Annotated in this window: 10 protein-coding genes and 2 pseudogenes; 5 read left to right on the top strand and 7 right to left on the bottom strand. The window is 45.2% G+C overall.

Annotated elements, in window-relative coordinates:
• From L215_RS09780 to L215_RS0103575, 5 genes are all read left to right on the top strand, one after another.
• On the top strand, positions 1-220 hold a 220-nt coding region (locus tag L215_RS09780; protein ID WP_027451353.1), incomplete at its 5' end, for a tyrosine-type recombinase/integrase.
• A gap of 4 nt (positions 221-224) precedes the next feature.
• Positions 225-1,496 carry a site-specific integrase gene (locus tag L215_RS0103590; protein ID WP_027451352.1) on the top strand — a complete coding sequence of 424 codons (1,272 nt, stop codon included), beginning with the start codon at positions 225-227 and terminating at the stop codon, positions 1,494-1,496.
• 594 nt (positions 1,497-2,090) lie between these two features.
• Positions 2,091-2,360, top strand: a complete 270-nt coding sequence (locus L215_RS0103585) for a helix-turn-helix domain-containing protein (RefSeq protein WP_027451351.1) — start codon at positions 2,091-2,093, stop codon at positions 2,358-2,360.
• 20 nt (positions 2,361-2,380) lie between these two features.
• Positions 2,381-2,689 (top strand): helix-turn-helix domain-containing protein, encoded by a 309-nt coding sequence (locus tag L215_RS0103580; protein ID WP_025883491.1) that lies wholly within the window; start codon positions 2,381-2,383, stop codon positions 2,687-2,689.
• Positions 2,690-3,271: 582 nt separating this feature from the next.
• Positions 3,272-3,682 (top strand): plasmid mobilization protein, encoded by a 411-nt coding sequence (locus tag L215_RS0103575; protein WP_025883492.1) that lies wholly within the window; start codon positions 3,272-3,274, stop codon positions 3,680-3,682.
• Between the two features lie 196 nt (positions 3,683-3,878).
• On the opposite strand, the pseudogene L215_RS09775 reads toward L215_RS0103575, so the two are convergent.
• The 7 genes and pseudogenes from L215_RS09775 to L215_RS0103540 form a co-directional block, all read right to left on the bottom strand.
• Positions 3,879-4,016 (bottom strand): annotated as a pseudogene (locus L215_RS09775) (two component system sensor kinase); the annotation flags it as partial.
• On the bottom strand, positions 4,016-5,941 hold the full coding sequence (gene tet(Q) / locus L215_RS0103565) for a tetracycline resistance ribosomal protection protein Tet(Q) (protein ID WP_004291466.1): 1,926 nt from the start codon (positions 5,939-5,941) through the stop codon (positions 4,016-4,018). The pseudogene L215_RS09775 and the gene tet(Q), both read right to left, overlap by 1 nt.
• Positions 5,942-6,375: 434 nt before the next feature.
• Positions 6,376-7,401 carry a nucleotidyl transferase AbiEii/AbiGii toxin family protein gene (locus tag L215_RS0103560; RefSeq protein WP_007441848.1) on the bottom strand — a complete coding sequence of 342 codons (1,026 nt, stop codon included), beginning with the start codon at positions 7,399-7,401 and terminating at the stop codon, positions 6,376-6,378.
• On the bottom strand, positions 7,398-8,039 hold the full coding sequence (locus L215_RS0103555; protein ID WP_232501423.1) for a DUF6088 family protein: 642 nt from the start codon (positions 8,037-8,039) through the stop codon (positions 7,398-7,400). Before L215_RS0103555 ends, L215_RS0103560 begins: the two co-directional genes overlap by 4 nt.
• Positions 8,040-8,479: 440 nt before the next feature.
• A pseudogene (locus L215_RS0103550) lies at positions 8,480-13,111 on the bottom strand (DUF2958 domain-containing protein); the annotation flags it as partial.
• A 478-nt stretch (positions 13,112-13,589) separates the two neighbouring features.
• Entirely contained in the window at positions 13,590-15,662 is a 2,073-nt protein-coding gene (gene topB / locus L215_RS0103545) for a type IA DNA topoisomerase (protein WP_025883495.1), read from the bottom strand.
• Positions 15,663-15,683: 21 nt separating this feature from the next.
• A partial coding sequence (locus L215_RS0103540; RefSeq protein ID WP_027451350.1) for a DUF3945 domain-containing protein occupies positions 15,684-16,194 on the bottom strand: 511 nt, incomplete at its 5' end.

Raw genomic sequence — 16,194 nt, 5'->3', positions numbered from 1 at the left:
CGGTATGGAAAGCCCGCTAACCTTTCACATGGCTCGCCACACCTTTGCATCGCTCATCACGCTCTCAGCAGGAGTGCCTATTGAAACGGTGAGCCGTATGCTCGGGCACACCAACCTGAGAACAACACAAGTATATGCTGCTGTTTCCTCCGAGAGAATCCATCGAGAGATGCAAAATGTGCAGCAACGCATACAAGATACATTCACCTTGAAGCTTTGATATTATGGCACGAAGTACATTCAAAACACTATTCTATATCAATCGGTCCAAAGAGAAGAAGAACGGCAAATGTCCGATTATGGGACGCATCACTATAGACGGGAATCAGGTGCAATACAGTACGGGCAAGGAGATTGCTCCCGAACTTTGGGATAGTCGTAAGGGAAGATGCAAGGGTACGGGCGAAGAGATAAAGGAAATCAACCGCTATCTCCAAGCCAAAGAGGAACAAGCCAAAGCGAAGTATCAAGAATTAGTATGGCAGCGTGGCTATATCACAGCCGAGCTACTGAAATGTGAACTCATAGAAGAGGACAAGCCCAAAGGATTTCTTTTGGAGGAAGCCCGACTTTTTATTGAAGAAAAGCGTCCCTGTGTGGGGGTAACGGTTGCCAAGCCGACCTTTGCCAACTACATCTATGCCACACAACTCATAGAGGCTTATCTGCGTGAACGATTGGGACTGGAGGATATTCGCTACTCATTGTTGGACTACGGCTTTATCGAGGGAATGGACTTCTATCTCAAATCTGAGCGTAACCTTTCCCTTGCCACTATTCAGATTGTGGTCATTTTCCTAAGAAAGCTTATCGGCATAGGTCAGCAGAAGAAGTATATCCGTATCGATCCGTTTGTGGACTATAAGGCAGAACTGCCACATCGCACACGGCGTTATCTCACTACGGAGGAGTTGCAGCGGGTTTTGCAAACACCCATCATTGACAGGCAGTTCGAACGGGCAAGGCAGCTCTTTCTTTTCTGTGCCTTTACTGGTCTAGCACGTGTGGACATGCAACGGCTCAGGCTAAAGCATATCATCCGTAATGCAGACGGCACGGAGGAAATCCGTATCAAAAGGCAGAAAACGGACGTAGAAGCTATCATTCCACTTTTGCCTATTGCCAAGCAAATCCTTTCACTCTATATCAAAGACAGGAAAGTAGACGACTTGATATTCCCTAACCTAACCACCCGCAAGGCGTCTTTAGCTTGTGTGAACATTGGTCAGATATGCCGAATAGAGAAAGGCTTGACCTTTCACATGGCTCGTCACACATTCTCGACCACGATTTGTCTTTCCAATGGTATTTCAATGGAAACGCTCAGCAAGATGCTCGGACACAGCAATATTGGCACAACACAAATCTACGGAAAGATAACCGATCACAAGATACAAGAGGATATGACTGCACTCACTGACAGAGAGCATTCTGCCTTTGAGGGTTATTGTGAGTCAATAGCACAGCAAGACAAAACGCAATCTGAACCTTTATAGGTGAACTTTCCTCAAAGACCTGAAGCCGTATTCGGTCGGGCAAAGGTATGGCGGTTGCCTTGATTGCTTGCAAGGTCAAGTCCTGCGGATGGAGTGAAAAATCTCCACCGCAGGGCTTTTCTCTGTACTTTGCTATTATCATACTTGCAATAATTTGATTGTTAGTGCGGTCGTATTTTTCGCTCCAACCTTGCAGCAATAGGCTAACCGCCAAAAGAATAAGCCCGAACGAATACGGCATACTCAGGCTCTTTGGACGCAAGAAGCGACAAAACAAATACTCCATCAATCACATAAGCCAAAGAGTGTGCTCTCACTCTGTTAATTGATAGAGAGATGTCAAAGCAATCGAACACTCGAGAGTGACCTGATTTTATTTTCGCTAGTACGGAACGAACCAGCACCTCATCTCATTACCGCAATAGCCTAAACTTTTGTGTTCGCCATTTCCCTTGTGTCCTAACTATTTCCGTATTCTTCCTTACTCTTTCTTTTTCCGCTTTAGAGGGGTTACTTTTGCATCCGACAATAAGGGCAATCGACAGAAAAACTGCTCGTTTGCCTAGTATGAATAACGTAATCAACAACTATGCAATGAAACTTATCATCATCGATCGCAAGGCATGGGAGCAGCACTGCTCCTCCTTTGCAGACTTTATCCACCGTATTGAACGGCTTATCGGGTGTTCTCCCGAAACGGAGGAATGGCTCGACAATGAAGCCGTATGCCGTAGGCTCGGTATCAGCAAGCGAACCCTGCAACACTATCGGGATACGGGTAAAATCCCGTTCTCTATGGTCGGGCATAAGTGCTACTATAAAGAGAGCGACATCACTGAGATACTGAATGCTCAGAAAGACTGAACCCAAGCACCTAATGAACTATGTCAGAGAACGAAATCATTACACAACAAGACCCGCAAATGCAGATGTTTGCACAACTTATGGAGGGTGTCTTGAAGAAGCTGGAGCGTTATTGCGCTACTGCACGTCCTATGTTGGGCGGAGAGGTTTACCTTACAAGTGAGGAAGTCTGCAAGCTGTTACGTCTGAGCAGTCGCACGCTCCAAGAGTACCGAGACAGTGGAACAATAGCTTATCACAAAATTGGTGGCAAGATACTCTATAAACAGAGCGACATACAAGCTATGCTTGAAAGGCACTATAATCCTATATATAAGAGAAATAAGTAATTGGACAGCGGGGTAAAAGAAGTGAGTTGAGATATGGTTTAGCGGATACTCATTTGAACTCGGTAACGCTGACGTCAAGAGCATACAATCTCTCGGTGAGTGTCAATTCTTCCATCGGTGTGCGTGCTTTTCCCTCTTTGGGGATTGTTGACTTCATCGGTGAGTTTTCAGCGTTTAATCTGAGCTTACAATTACCTACGGTCAAATAAGTAAGCCATAGGAGATTTCGGTTAAGAGTTGGGTAAGTCAAGATTTGGTATGGTCAAGAAGTGGATTTTGACTCAGGTCAAAATTGACCAAAGTCAAAATTGAGTTGAGTCAAAACCTAACTCTTGAGCTAAGTCAATTTTGAGTTGAGTCAAAACTGAGCCAAGTCAAAACTGAGTCAAGTCTTAACCAGACTCAAAACTTAGCTCAGAAAGTCAAAAGCTAATTTCCAATCGCCCCTAAGTGGGTGGCATCAATTCTTGATATTGGCAAGGTGTGTCTTTGTAACACAAACCGCAGTTTGTAACACAAAGACCCTTGCCCCGAAGGGGAGATGAATTACTCCAAAGTCGTAATTAACAGAAGAAACAACAGATGAACGAGCAGACAGAAAGAGATCGTAAGCGAAAAGAGCTGAATAAGCCTCGCTGGGACAACTGGCACGTACGCTTGCCTGACCCGAAAGACCAGCAACGGGCGATTGAGTTGTTCCATAAGTCAGGGGCGGAAACGAAGTCCGACTTTGTGCGGGCAAGGATATTGGGGGAGCATTTCAAGGTGATAACGGTAGATAAGTCTGCTGTGGAGTACTATCGTAAACTCTCCGAATTGACTGCCCAGATACATAAGATAGGTGTGCTGTATAATCAAGCTGTACGTGCCATCAACAGCTATCATAGCGTGAAGACTGCTCAGATACTGCTTGAGAAGCTGGAGCAACTATCAGCTCAGATCATTGCATTACAGGAGCAGGCTATCTCTCTGACCATTGATTACCGCAAGTAATGATTGCTAAGATTTCAGCAACGGAGAACCTCGGGGGTGCGCTCGGCTACAACTTCAAGAAGGTGAATAAGAAAGAAGCTGGTTTCTATCATAAGTACTAAGAATAGTATTAGTTAACTTTTTCAAAGGTACTAAAGATAGAGCCAGCTTCTTTCTTATCCCGCTGTTAGGTATCACACAAAATCTCGGATGAACCTATTTTTTTATTGCCAAGTTCTAATGCTTCTATCTCCTGCCATTCATAGAGGCTATTATATGCCATACATCCGATAAGAATGGAGATAAGTATATATCCCAACCGTATTGCCTTATAGAAATTTCCTGACCGCTCCATTATTTTAATGACATTGATTTTTGGAACATGAATAAAAGTTTATCTTTTTCGTTCATGCGGATATTATCAGAATAACCGTCTTTTGTTATTTGATACCCACATGGCTTAACCATAAAAATGCCTAAGCCCTTAGTGTACGAACTTACTTCTGAGGCATAGTCTTTACTTGTATTTAATGGAACTTTCCCTTTAATATGACACCACTCATTATTACAACTGATGTCTTCAATCTCAGACATCAGTTTTTGCAAATCTGTAATAGCTTTGGAACTCGCTACTTGGGGTATCTGCAACTCAAAACAGAGCATCGGTTCGAGAATGTCCACACCTGACTGTTGCAAAGCCAGCCTGAAGACATAAGGGGTCAGCTGTCTGAAATCAGCAGGTGTACTTACCGGGCTATAATACTCGGCTTGAGTAAAAGTTACTTTCAGATCTGTCACTTCCCATCCATGTAAACCAGATTGGCAAGACATACGAATCCCTTCAAAAACGGCATTTTGAAAAGAATGGTTCAGATAACCATAGGAGATGTCACTTTCGATTTGCAACCCTGCCCCTAACGGTAGGGGTTCAAGAGTCAGCCCTATTGTGGCCCAGTAAGGGTTGGGTGGTACTTCGATCTGAATAATCTTATTGACCTTTTTTATAGGTCGTTCTTTGTAGATAGTCTTGATCTCATCAAAATGGACCTTTACGGAAAATCGTTCTTCCAGCAATGTCTGTATGATTTCCTTTTGGGTCAAACCATATAACGAGATTTCCAATTCATCACTATATGAGTTTATGGAAAAGGACAAAGACGGGTCTTCAATCCACAATGTATTCAGAGCGGATATCACCTTGCTTCTCTCTTCGGGCTTATTTGGCCGGACGGAGGATTTGAGAGCGGGATGCTGATGAGATAATCCTTGAATCAAACAAGGTTTAGCACCTAAATAATCTCCGATTCGAAAATCTTCTATATCTTCTACAATCGCGATATCATTGGCACCCACTTCATCAACATTTATCTCTCTGCCCTGATAAATAGTCTTTAGATTTTTAATCTTGATGAATTTTTCCGAATCGTTGATTCTTACAACGTCTCGAAGTCTCAGACTTCCGTCAATTATTTTAAGAAAACTTCTTTTATGCCCTTTGGGGTCATGCTCTATCTTATAGAGATAAGCTGAAAGTCTGTTTGAGACTGATGCCGGAGGAAGTATAAAAGAAGAAATGGCGTCCAACAACTCATTGATACCGATATTGAACATTGCTGATCCATGTAGCACCGGATAGACTTTGGCTTTTGCCACAAGAGCGATTATCGTATTCCAATAATCAGCCGGTGAAATTTCGCTATCCGCCAAATATCGTTCTAATATATCGTCGTCATGGTTGCATACAAATTCTTTGTATTCTTCCTTTATATATGTTTGGGAGCAAACCGGATAAACCGATCCATCGACAACAGTTTGCATAAACAGGACATCTTGCGACAGATTTGTTTTTATATCCATATACAAACGCTCCAAATTCACACCGGCACGGTCAATCTTATTGATAAATATAATTGTCGGGATTTGCAGCTTTTGTAAAGTACTGAACAGCAACTTTGTCTGCGCTTGTATGCCTTCCTTTGCGGATAAGATGAGGACTGCTCCATCAAGCATTTTGAATGTCCGCTCCACTTCCGCAATAAAATCCATGTGTCCCGGAGTGTCAATGATATTGCATTTCACTCCATTCCAGATAATAGATGTCGTAGAAGCCCGGACAGTAATTCCTCTACGTTTCTCTATATCCATAGAGTCCGTTATGGTGTCACCATTATCCACACGGCCGCACTTTTCCGTTGCTCCACTGGCAAACAGCAGATTCTCGGTTACGGAAGTTTTTCCTGCATCAATGTGAGCAAGAATTCCTAAATTTATAATATTCATTTGGATTAAGCAATAATATACTACAGTAGATGCATTGTCGAAACGCACCTTTTAATACCTCCTCGTAGCATATGAGAACTACAGGATTACTAACTCGTATTAATATGTATATTATTACTGCCGCATAACGATTACAAAATTACACAAAAAAATATATCTAACAAAAGTGGGAGGATTTTTTAACTTTCGCACATTCCAGTGTCAAGTGCAACACAGTTACAAATGTAGGAAAAAAACTTCATAGGGAGTTTTATAGCCTAGTTTTTTTCGAGGTCGCACATTCCAGTGTCAAGTGCAACGCAGTTACAAAGGTAGGAAAAAAACTTCATAGGGAGTTTTATAGCCTAGTTTTTTTGCGAAGCACACATTCTCAATATAAGGGCTAAAGGGTACGGTAAACTATAGTCTGGATAAATAGGTAAGTATATGGAAAGCTATAAAGATAATGTCCAAGCAATTTTATTTATGCTCTTATTTAGTTCAGTTATTTCATTCAAGAGACTATCAAAGCTTGGTGTCTCTTCGTAAATCATATCTTGAGACATGGCGACGTAATCTGATCTCCACTCATCAAGAACTTCTTTCGGTGGTACAATAGATAACTTCTGTGGAGCAAGCGTTCGGTAGTCAAAACCTTTCAGTCCTATAAACATACTACGATGCTGCACTATTGAGGCGTATAACGTTGGATCACTTAAGGCTCTTGTGGCGATTTCTGTCTTAGAAATCTTGTAGACATCGTATAGGTGCCTGCTCATTCTTTCGGATCTGATTGAGGAAAACTCCTTTTTTGCGAACTCTTCGTGTAGCAGACAAAGTTTCTCTATAAATGTTCGTTCAGGACTGACAGCTAAGACCTTAAACTCCTTTTGCACAAATGGTGTATTAGGCATATACTGCTCAATCCAAGAATTAGTCATTACACTTTCTAAAGGCTCCGACATAGAGCGTCCGCTTACTTCTATTTTAACGACAGGTTTGAGATAATCAGTCTCCTCGGAAAAAAGCGACTCATATGCAACCTCTATCACCTCTGGATCTGTAGTGGAAATAGAAGTAACATTGACACTTACTTCAAAAAGCGAAGGGTCAATTGATAGACTTGCTAACGCTTTCTCCAAATCAGTCTTTAGCATTTCTCTTGTAAAAGAGCATGAGGCTCTTCTTAGCTTGTCACTTATCTGTGTTTTAGAGAGCTGACCAGCAAACCCTAAATACTCACGATTAATTGCAATATCAATATCTTCGGAAAAGCGTTTAATCAGATTCCAACACTTACTGAGTGAAGTACCACCCTTGAAAGAGAGCTGATCCGCATAGTGTAAGGAAAATAGGGCTCGAAGTACCATAGTTACCCACCAGTCTTTCTCTATTACACTAAGAGGGATATCACCAATTCGTGGCCTGACAATTTCCAGTACTTCTCTTTGCTCCTCTTTTGATAAGTCTGTAAATATCATTGTTCTCTCAGTCTGTTTAGTTCATCTTGTATCCATTGTGGAGCCAAGTGAATATCCCTCTTATATTCTTCCTCTGAAATTGAGCGGAGATGTTTTTTTAGAATGCTCTTATGCACCTCCGTTAGATTACCTTGCCCAATCTCTCTTAAGGCAAAAACAAGCATACGTACCAACTCTGAGGTGTATGCAAAATTGTTCATATCATTAGACCTTTTCAGCTGAATGCCTCGACCCTTTCCCAGCTTTATTGTTCGTGGTGATCCATTAGTGATGTACACTACATTCATTGGGATTTGAGTTGAAAGACCTAATTTATTTAGGACATAAGTGCCAGAGGGTATAAGTGTGATTTTGTCCCTTTCTTCAATTATCCTAGCCACCTCTTCAATGGAAGGATAAATAATACCAGTCCCCCACTTGGTGTCCACCTTAGGATAATAATAGAGCCCATGAGCCAACCTCACAAGATAACCCTCTTTGGTCATGCGACTAAGCACCTGTCTTATAGCGGTGCTATCGCCACAAGGAGCAAACTGGTTAGGGTAAAGTATCGACCCTTCTCCAGAATCAATAACAGCCTCTTTGATAAGCTGATGTGTACTTTTTAATTGCTTTCCCATGTCACAAATATAGTTCATATTTGTGACATGGCAAAATGTTAAGCAACCCGCTCTTGCCTCGGCACCTTCCAGTGTCAAGTGCAACACAGTTACAAATGTAGGGAAAAAACTTCGTAGGGAGTTAGCTCATTCCATTTAAATCTTTTGACCCACCTCTGGAACTACCTCCAAGGGAGGGTACTTTTGTACGCTTCGTTTTGCGCTTACTACTGGAAATCGCACTTGACGTTCATAGTTTTACCCTTTTTATGCAGTGAAATTTGAATCTATGAACTCGAAATCTAGCATACCATCTTGAGTAGATTTTATATCTTTGCAGATATTAAATAGAGAGTTCTTTGAAGCACTGCAGAATGAAGATAGGAAAAGAAACTTGCTCGTTTCCAACTCGTAACCCTTTTGCCCTACACTCTTTCCTGCTCTATTGATTATCTGAAAGATACAAGTTTCTTGAACCTTTTGCGGGCATAGTCCGTTGCGATCAGCATCTTGGCTTTCTCTTCCTTTTCCGATAGCTCCTCTCGTCCTAAAAGGGTTGCATCTCCCGTCTTGGCGAACTCCATCAACTTGCCGATAAACTCTTCTTGCTCGGGTGTGGGCGGTATGTTATGCAATATCTCGTTCTTCTCTGGGCGGTCGATGCCGATATCCTTAGCGGTACGATAGTCACAAATCTCCGCATAGAAGGCTGCCAGCTCTGGCACTTTAATAAAGGTTCTGAAGCGTTCCTTCTGTATGATGTCATTGGTGATGGAGAACTCGTAGTCGGTAGATTTCTTCGCAAAAACCGCAGCCCAAGCATCAAAGCTATTGATGCCTTGCTTTTCGAGTGCTTGAGGACGTAGGTACTTGAAGAGCAGATAGAGCTCTGTGAGTGAGTTGCTGATGGTCGTGCCACTGAGAAAAGTAGCTCCTAAGTCTTTCCCCGACCGCTCCTGAATAGTACGTATGGCAAAAAGCATATTGAGTGCACGCTGTGACCCTTCTGGGTTACCTAAGCCAGAGACTCGGTCGTGGCGAGTGTTGAACATCAGATTCTTAAACTGATGACTCTCGTCCACAAAGAGGTGATCGATGCCCATCATTTTGAAGTCCACTGCATCATCCTTACGCTCGGCAATACTATCTTGAATGCCTTGTAGTTTGGCTTCTAGGGTCTGCTTTCGCTTCTCCAGCCCCTTGAGCATAGCTCGAGAAATGTCTGCACCTTGCTGACGAAGGACTTCTAGGTTTTCCTCTATAGAGTCTTTCTCCTTTTGCAAGATTGCCTCTTGTATCTCTAAAGCTTGAGGTATCATCCCAAACTGCTCATGGGTCAATATGATGCAATCCCAATCGTTGTTCTTGATGTCGTTAAAGATGCGTTGGCGGTTTTGCTTATTGAAGTCGTTCTTACCCGGATAAAGCACTCTAGCATTGGGATAAGCCTTTCTAAAAGTGTCGGCAATGTCGAAGACATTTGCCTTTAGTCCGATAATCATCGGCTTGTTTGCTAAGCCCAAGCGTTTCATCTCATAGGCTGCCGTACACATGATGAGGGTCTTACCAGCCCCTACCTCATGGTCACAAATACCCCCGCCATTGGTTTTGAGCATCCATACGGCATCCTTCTGACTCTTATAGAGGTCAGAGATCCCGAGTCCTTTCAGATTTAGATCGGGAAAGGATTGATGCGCACCGTCAAAGTTGGGACGCACGAAGCAGTTGAATAGCTTATTATATCTGTCGGATAGTTGTTGCTTAAAGCTCTCTGGCGTTCTACCTAGCCAATCTACAAAGCCCTGACGTATCTCCTCTATCTTAGCATTAGCCATCTGTATCGCATGCCCATCACGCACTTTGATCGTTTTCGTCTCGCCTGTCTCTAGATCTCGTACCTCTTTATTCTTATTGATATCGGGGATGGTATTGTGTAGCGCATGCTTTAAGAGATTAAGCCCATCATAGCGTCTGAACTCTCCCTGCACAGCATACTTATGCCAAATGTTTCCATTGCGTCTATCACATTGCAAAACATATTCATCCATCGTGCTCTGATAGGAGACGGTGATCTCTGTCTCAAAGAATTCTGAGGCAAAAGCACTATAGACTTTAGCTGGTATCCACCGCTCCCCAAGGTTGAAGTCAAGCTCAGCAAAGGGTATCGGTATAGGTGTGGCAGCCTGTAGGGCAGCTAAGCTTTGCTGTGCTTCTTCATGATCGGGGTGCTCTAGTAGCCACGACTCAATCTGCTCGCTCTTCTCTATCACATTGCCTGAGATAAACTTGTCTGCCACCTCGTAACCATCTACTTCTGGATTGTAGTAGATGCGTCCCTCTAGGGCTGAGATGATGTCACTCTCCTCCATATCGGGGAGAAGCGAACTCATATAGTCTAGCTCCACAGAGCCATACTTATTCAGAGAAGAAACGAGAGCTTCCGTGGGGTCGGCAGCTACTGTCACCTCTGTAGTGGCAAAGGCGGTAGGATGATCAAATATGTCTGCCTTGATGTATTCCCCCTTATCGGAACGCTCTAAGAAGAGTATCTCGACCCCAGTAGCGTCCATCTTGATGAGGTCTGTATTGCTCTTCTGATTGAGATACCCCCAGCGACTGACGAAGTCGTCATAGAGCCGATTGAGCTTTATACGCTCCTCGCTATCCTCACATCTATTGTTCGCTTCGTAGTCGTATAGCCGATGATAACTCTCTCGGATCTCGATGTACGCTTTGAGCTTGGTTAGGCGCTCATAGGGTAAGTCCATCGGATGAAAGGTGGGCTGTCGCTTCAGATTGGAGAGATACCCCACTTGTCCATTTTGCAACACGATCGACCCGTCTCGTAGATGCGAGTCGGGCAAAGAGAGGAATGGACGAGGTGAAGCATCAAACGACTTCTTAACCTCTGTAACTGGCTGTACTTCTCTCTCCACTTCTGCAAAATCAAATAGAGATGGTTGCTCGATTGAGGAGAGCTTGGTACTTCTTCTTGCTCTTGGACGCTTTACTGAGCTTTGCTTAGGTTTAGAGGCTGTCTGTTGCTTATTGACCTCTTTGATTTCCCTGTTAACACGAGCGACCTCCTGCGTCCAGAGTTCGTACTCTTCGGGAGCAAATAAATAACCCGCGTGTTCCAGACCGACATCAGTTGTATCCATCACGGGATGATGGTCATCATCAAAGTAGACCATCTGTCCGCCCATCTCTCGTGGGGCTTCTAGGTCTGTACGTATATCCGCTTCATACTGATGCTGTAGCGTTAGAGCTGGCACGCCTTCAGGTGCTGGTTCTAATATTGATGAGGCTTGCTCCTGCTGGATGGGTTCTACCAATTCATTCTTTTCGATGGAGTTGATGGGAGTTCCCTCTGAAAAGGGCTCCTCCACGACTTCTTCCGCCTGGTCTTCTGTTTGTGCTACCTCTGTAACTACAACACTAGGAGCTTCTACAACCACCTCTTTGCTATACCGTCCTTGGACAAGCTCTTCTAACTCGGCTATCTCATGCAGTGCTGTAGGTGAAAAGTGAAGGTCGCGTTCAATCCCCAAGCCATGTATCTTGACCTCTCTCATTTCGTCCAAGGAGATATAACCGAGCTCCCAACCGTAACCCATGGTAACTGCTCCGAACCCAAGACGTTCTTCTGGGTTGTACTCTAAGAGGTAGGCTGTATAGGCTCCCAGCGGGAAGAAGTATCGGATATAAGCTGTGCGGTCGCCAAGGAGTTGCTTCTCGGTGTCATATAGCTTGGGGAGTTGGCTCTTGATGCTATCAGGCATTAGATCATAAGCGTTGTCTGTTTCTTGCTCTTCGTCTACTTTAGGCTCCACCCCAGGCAATCCGACCGTTACGCCCAGCTTACGCAATTGCTTCTCGGCTTCATTCTGTCGCTCCTCCTCGCTCATCGCTATTCCCGTCTCATAGAGCTTGCGGTCAAAACGTGCTGTCACATCTTGCGTGAGCTGTATTCGGAGGCTCTCAGCCATTTCCTCCATAGTTCCCTCAAAGCGATATTTCCAAGTTGGCTTGCCGTAAGGGTCTCTACCCAGCTCACGACTGGTGGCTATGGTGCGAGGTGCCACATCATCCCACGAACCCTCGAAAAGTGAGTTATGGTTGAAAGCCATAGAAAAACCATCCCCTTTGGGTACGGCGACTGTCTGAACAAACTGCTTCTCCAGCTCCTCGCCAATCTCCTTGCCTGACTGCTTCTGCAAGACAATCAAGTCGCTTCCGACCTCAGTCCCTGCCTGCTCGCTAAACATCCCTGATGGCAGACGGATAGCAGAGATGAGTCGGCTGTTTTGCATCAGGTAGCGTCTGATTGGCTCATTTAGTGCTGCATCGAGTACGCCTTGTGAAGTGATAAATGCAACGAGACCTCCCTCTCTAGTGCAGTCCAAGCCCTTTACGAAGAAGTAATTATGAATGGCTCGTGTTGACTCCTTTTTGAAGAGATCATTCCCCCTGCTATACTCACGGTCATAGACCATAAAGTCTCCAAAGGGGATGTTGCTAGTTACAAGGTCATACTTCTCCCTCTCTTCTAAGGGTGCTATCGCTTCAAAGGGTTCATTTCGCACGAAGATGTTGCCCTCGCCATAAGGGTGCAACGCTTGACTGATACGAGCCGTGAGCAGATCTTTCTCCAAGGCATCAACAATGCCCACCTGCTTGGCAAATGTTTCGGCAAAAGCACCCATCCCCGAGGAGGGGTCGAGGCATCGTTTGAGCGTCACACCACTTGTTGCCAGAGCATCTGAAATCGCAGAGACGATACGTCTATCTGTATAGAATGAGGTGAGCACACTCGCCTTGATGCTCTCCCAGTACCGCTTGGCGGTGTGAGCATCGACCGCTTCCCGATAGATCATCTGCTTGAGCTGTTGTGTTGGAGCAAAGAGTTCTTGCTCCGATTTGCTCCAATAGCGGATGTCCGCTGGTGTATCTGTGCGGTTCAATACGCACTTCAGACCTCCGAAGCCTTGGTAGCCACGCAAGATGCGTTTCTCTGCTTCGGTAGCCAGACGATGCTCTTTTTCTAGTCGTAGCACCACACGGATTGCTTCTGCATTCGCTGCCAAAACTGCTTTCTTGTTGTATGCCATAGAGGTACTCTGTTTGTTGATGATAGTTGTTAGCCATGGAGGGAGGAGATCAATCCCACCAAATGGATTGAGGACACCTCCCACAAGAATGGAAATACGATTACTTGATCTTTTTGTTCCTCACGTGAATTGGTGGAGTCTCGTCTGAGTGGAAATGTTGCTCCCCCCGTCACTCCACAGTTTCATCCGCATGGGAAAAGTTTCCCATAGGCCTGGCACTGGAGTTTCTTCCCTATGAAACTGCAGTTTCTCCCCTATGAAACTAGAGTTTCCTCCGTATGAAACTGTAGTGCCAACCCCTATTGGCACTCGAGTTTCTCCCCTATGGAACTACAGTGCCAAGGGGTATTGGCACTACATCTCTCCTCTAAGAAACCACAAAGGCTCCCCGAGCGGCTTCCTATTAACTACGATAGGACAAGTAAGAAATGTCGTGAGAGATAGTTGTGGCACTGAGCTAAGTCGCTTGTGCGGGCTATCACTTCTTTCTCTTTTGCTCGAACTCAAATTTGGTAGAACTATCCTCTTGTAGAACTAATCGGGCATTGAACTTCTTACCAGCCTTGCTCGTCAAACCTTTCAAGATGGGGGTACGTCCCTTGGTTATGAGGTCTCGGATATTCTCTTCGGAGAGATACGTACCGCATACTTCACGGAATATGTGGAAATCACAATCATCATTCTTACATCTCGCCACCTTGGCATAAATCCCCACACTCTCACGACCACACTTAGGGCAGTGATATGTGGGATACCTTTGTTGCCTAGATGCAGGTGCGAGTGAGAGCAACTCCTCGCATATGGTGGAGACGTAGGAGTTGATGCCTTGTGCAAACTTACCAGCATCCATACTTCCTGCCTCGATTGCTGCTAGCGCCACCTCCCATGCTCCGGTCATCTCCGCATTGGCAATGCGTTTGTCCTTAACGATTTCATAGACGGCTAACCCTTTCTCCGTTGGAACTATGCTCTTCTTCTCCCTACGGATATAGTCACGTAGGATGAGTGTCTCAATGATGTTGGCTCGTGTGGCTGGTGTGCCTATGCCACACTCTGCCAAAGCCTTTTTACTTGCAACATCCTCTACCTCCTTGCCAGCATGCTCCATAGCCGAGAGCAGGGTTGCTTCTGTATAGAGTGGCTTAGGCTTGCTCTTTTGCTCGATTATGTCTGCTTGTTGCAGGGCTAGCGTTTGCCCCTCAGTCAAGTTGGGCAATGAGGACAAAATCGGCTCGTCCTCCTCGCTCTCTTTAGGCTCTTGAGGAGTGGCACTCTGTACAGATTTCCAACCCAAAGAGACTTGACGGCACGCTTTCCAGACATAGCTGTTGGTCTCATCCTTGAATAGTACCTGCATACGCTCCTCTTCTGAGTGCGCCGAGAAGGCTTCTGCGAAGCGGGTAACGACCATTTGATAAAGCGTGGTCTCATCTACCGACAATACCGATGCGGTTTCTCCTGTGGGGATAATGGCATGGTGGTCGGTAACTTTGCTGTCATCTACGGAGTGGCGATTCAGCTCTTGGGGCAATGGTTTGCCAATCTTGCGAAGGAGGTCGGGAACTTCCTCAAAAACATCTTCACTGATATATCGGCTACCCGTACGGGGGTAGGTAGTAAACTTCTTCTCATAAAGCGACTGTGCGAGGGTGAGGGTCTTATCTGCTGAGAAGCCGTGACGTACATTAGCCTCCTTTTGCAGAGCGGTCAGGTCATACAAGAGGGGTGGAGCTGTGTGCGTCACCTTTCTTGTGACCTCTGTGACCGTAAGCGAGCCGATACTGCGTAATGAAGTGAGCGCAGTTTGGGCAGCAGCTTCGTTATCAAAGTTCTGTAGGCTCACGGCTTTGATGGATAAGCCCTCGTCCTCTATCATCGCAGAGAGCTTCCAATAAGGAACAGAGGTAAAGTCTCTATGCTCCATATAGCGATGACACACCATTGCCAAAGTTGGAGTCTGCACTCGTCCTAGTGAGTAGCCTCCACGGTAAGCAATGGAGAGTGCTCGGCTGGCATTGATTCCCATCAACCAGTCAGCTTCTGCTCGTGCTTGGGCTGCGTAATAGAGATGGTCATAATGACTCCCGGGCTTGATATTCGCTAGACCCTCTCGGATAGCTTTGTCAGTAAGGGAGGAGATCCATAGGCGATCAAAGGGCTTGTGACTGTTTAAGTGTCGGTAAATCCAGCGAAAGATGAGCTCACCTTCTCTTCCGGCATCTGTTGCCACAATAATACGATCTGCCTGATTAAAGCAGGAGCCTATTGCCTTGAGCTGCTTGAGTGCTGCAGGGTCTTCGTGGTACTCTTTGTCCTTACGCACTTGTCGAACAATGAGCTGGAAGGGATTGGGGCAGATGGGCAACTCTTCAGCTTTGTAGTTAGAATAGCCGTAAGCTTCTGGCATGGCAAGTGTAATGAGGTGTCCCATAGCCCACGTGACGAGGTAACCGTTTCCTGCTAAATAACCGTCTTGCTTTGTTGTCGCTCCAACGATTCGGGCTATATCTCGTGCTACCGAGGGTTTCTCAGCAATAATACATGTTGTCATAGTCTTTGAAAGGATTGTGGGTTACATCTTACGTCCTCGTGACTTCTTCTGCTTGTTCTCGTCCTGTTTCTGCTTTTGTTCAGCAGTGGGCGCTGTTTGCCCCTTTTTCAGTGGCTCTTTCACCTGCTTGGTAGCTTCGTTGGTCTTACCGTGATTATTCACGGCTACCTGCGTCTTGTGCTCTTCCGCCACGGCTTCGACCTTTCCCGTTCCTTGCTTCTTGTCAGGGTTCCATTTGTAGAAGCGTGGGCGGTTTTGCTCTTTGTCCATACGGACATAGGCATTGAAGGGTTGTCCCTCTTTATCGATCATGTTTTTGAGGTAAAGTGTGCGACCGTTGTCTAAGGCTTCTCGTTGCTTCTCTGACAGCTCTAGACCACAAAGCTTGCGAGGAGCCTTGCTTTGTTGACGATCTTGTCGCTGTTCCTGACGCTCTTTGAGACTCTTGTTGTCTCCAAAGATGAACTCAATGCCTTTCTTCTCTGCATTGACCTGAAGCGTAGCATCAAAGGATTTGCCACTCTTAGCGGTC

The organism is Porphyromonas uenonis DSM 23387 = JCM 13868 (assembly GCF_000482365.1).
GTDB classification, from domain to species: Bacteria; Bacteroidota; Bacteroidia; order Bacteroidales; family Porphyromonadaceae; genus Porphyromonas; species Porphyromonas uenonis.
Note: the sequence above shows the minus strand (reverse complement) of the source record. Positions and strands in the feature narration are given on the sequence as shown.

Excerpts from the sequence above, each read along its gene's own strand:
- L215_RS0103560 (WP_007441848.1), bottom strand. The coding sequence starts at position 7,401 with ATGATATTTACAGACTTATCAAAAGAGGAGCAAAGAGAAGTACTGGAA.
- L215_RS0103580 (WP_025883491.1), top strand. The coding sequence starts at position 2,381 with ATGTCAGAGAACGAAATCATTACACAACAAGACCCGCAAATGCAGATG.
- L215_RS0103555 (WP_232501423.1), bottom strand. The coding sequence starts at position 8,039 with ATGAACTATATTTGTGACATGGGAAAGCAATTAAAAAGTACACATCAG.
- topB (WP_025883495.1), bottom strand. The coding sequence starts at position 15,662 with ATGACAACATGTATTATTGCTGAGAAACCCTCGGTAGCACGAGATATA.
- L215_RS0103590 (WP_027451352.1), top strand. The coding sequence starts at position 225 with ATGGCACGAAGTACATTCAAAACACTATTCTATATCAATCGGTCCAAA.
- L215_RS0103575 (WP_025883492.1), top strand. The coding sequence starts at position 3,272 with ATGAACGAGCAGACAGAAAGAGATCGTAAGCGAAAAGAGCTGAATAAG.
- L215_RS0103585 (WP_027451351.1), top strand. The coding sequence starts at position 2,091 with ATGAAACTTATCATCATCGATCGCAAGGCATGGGAGCAGCACTGCTCC.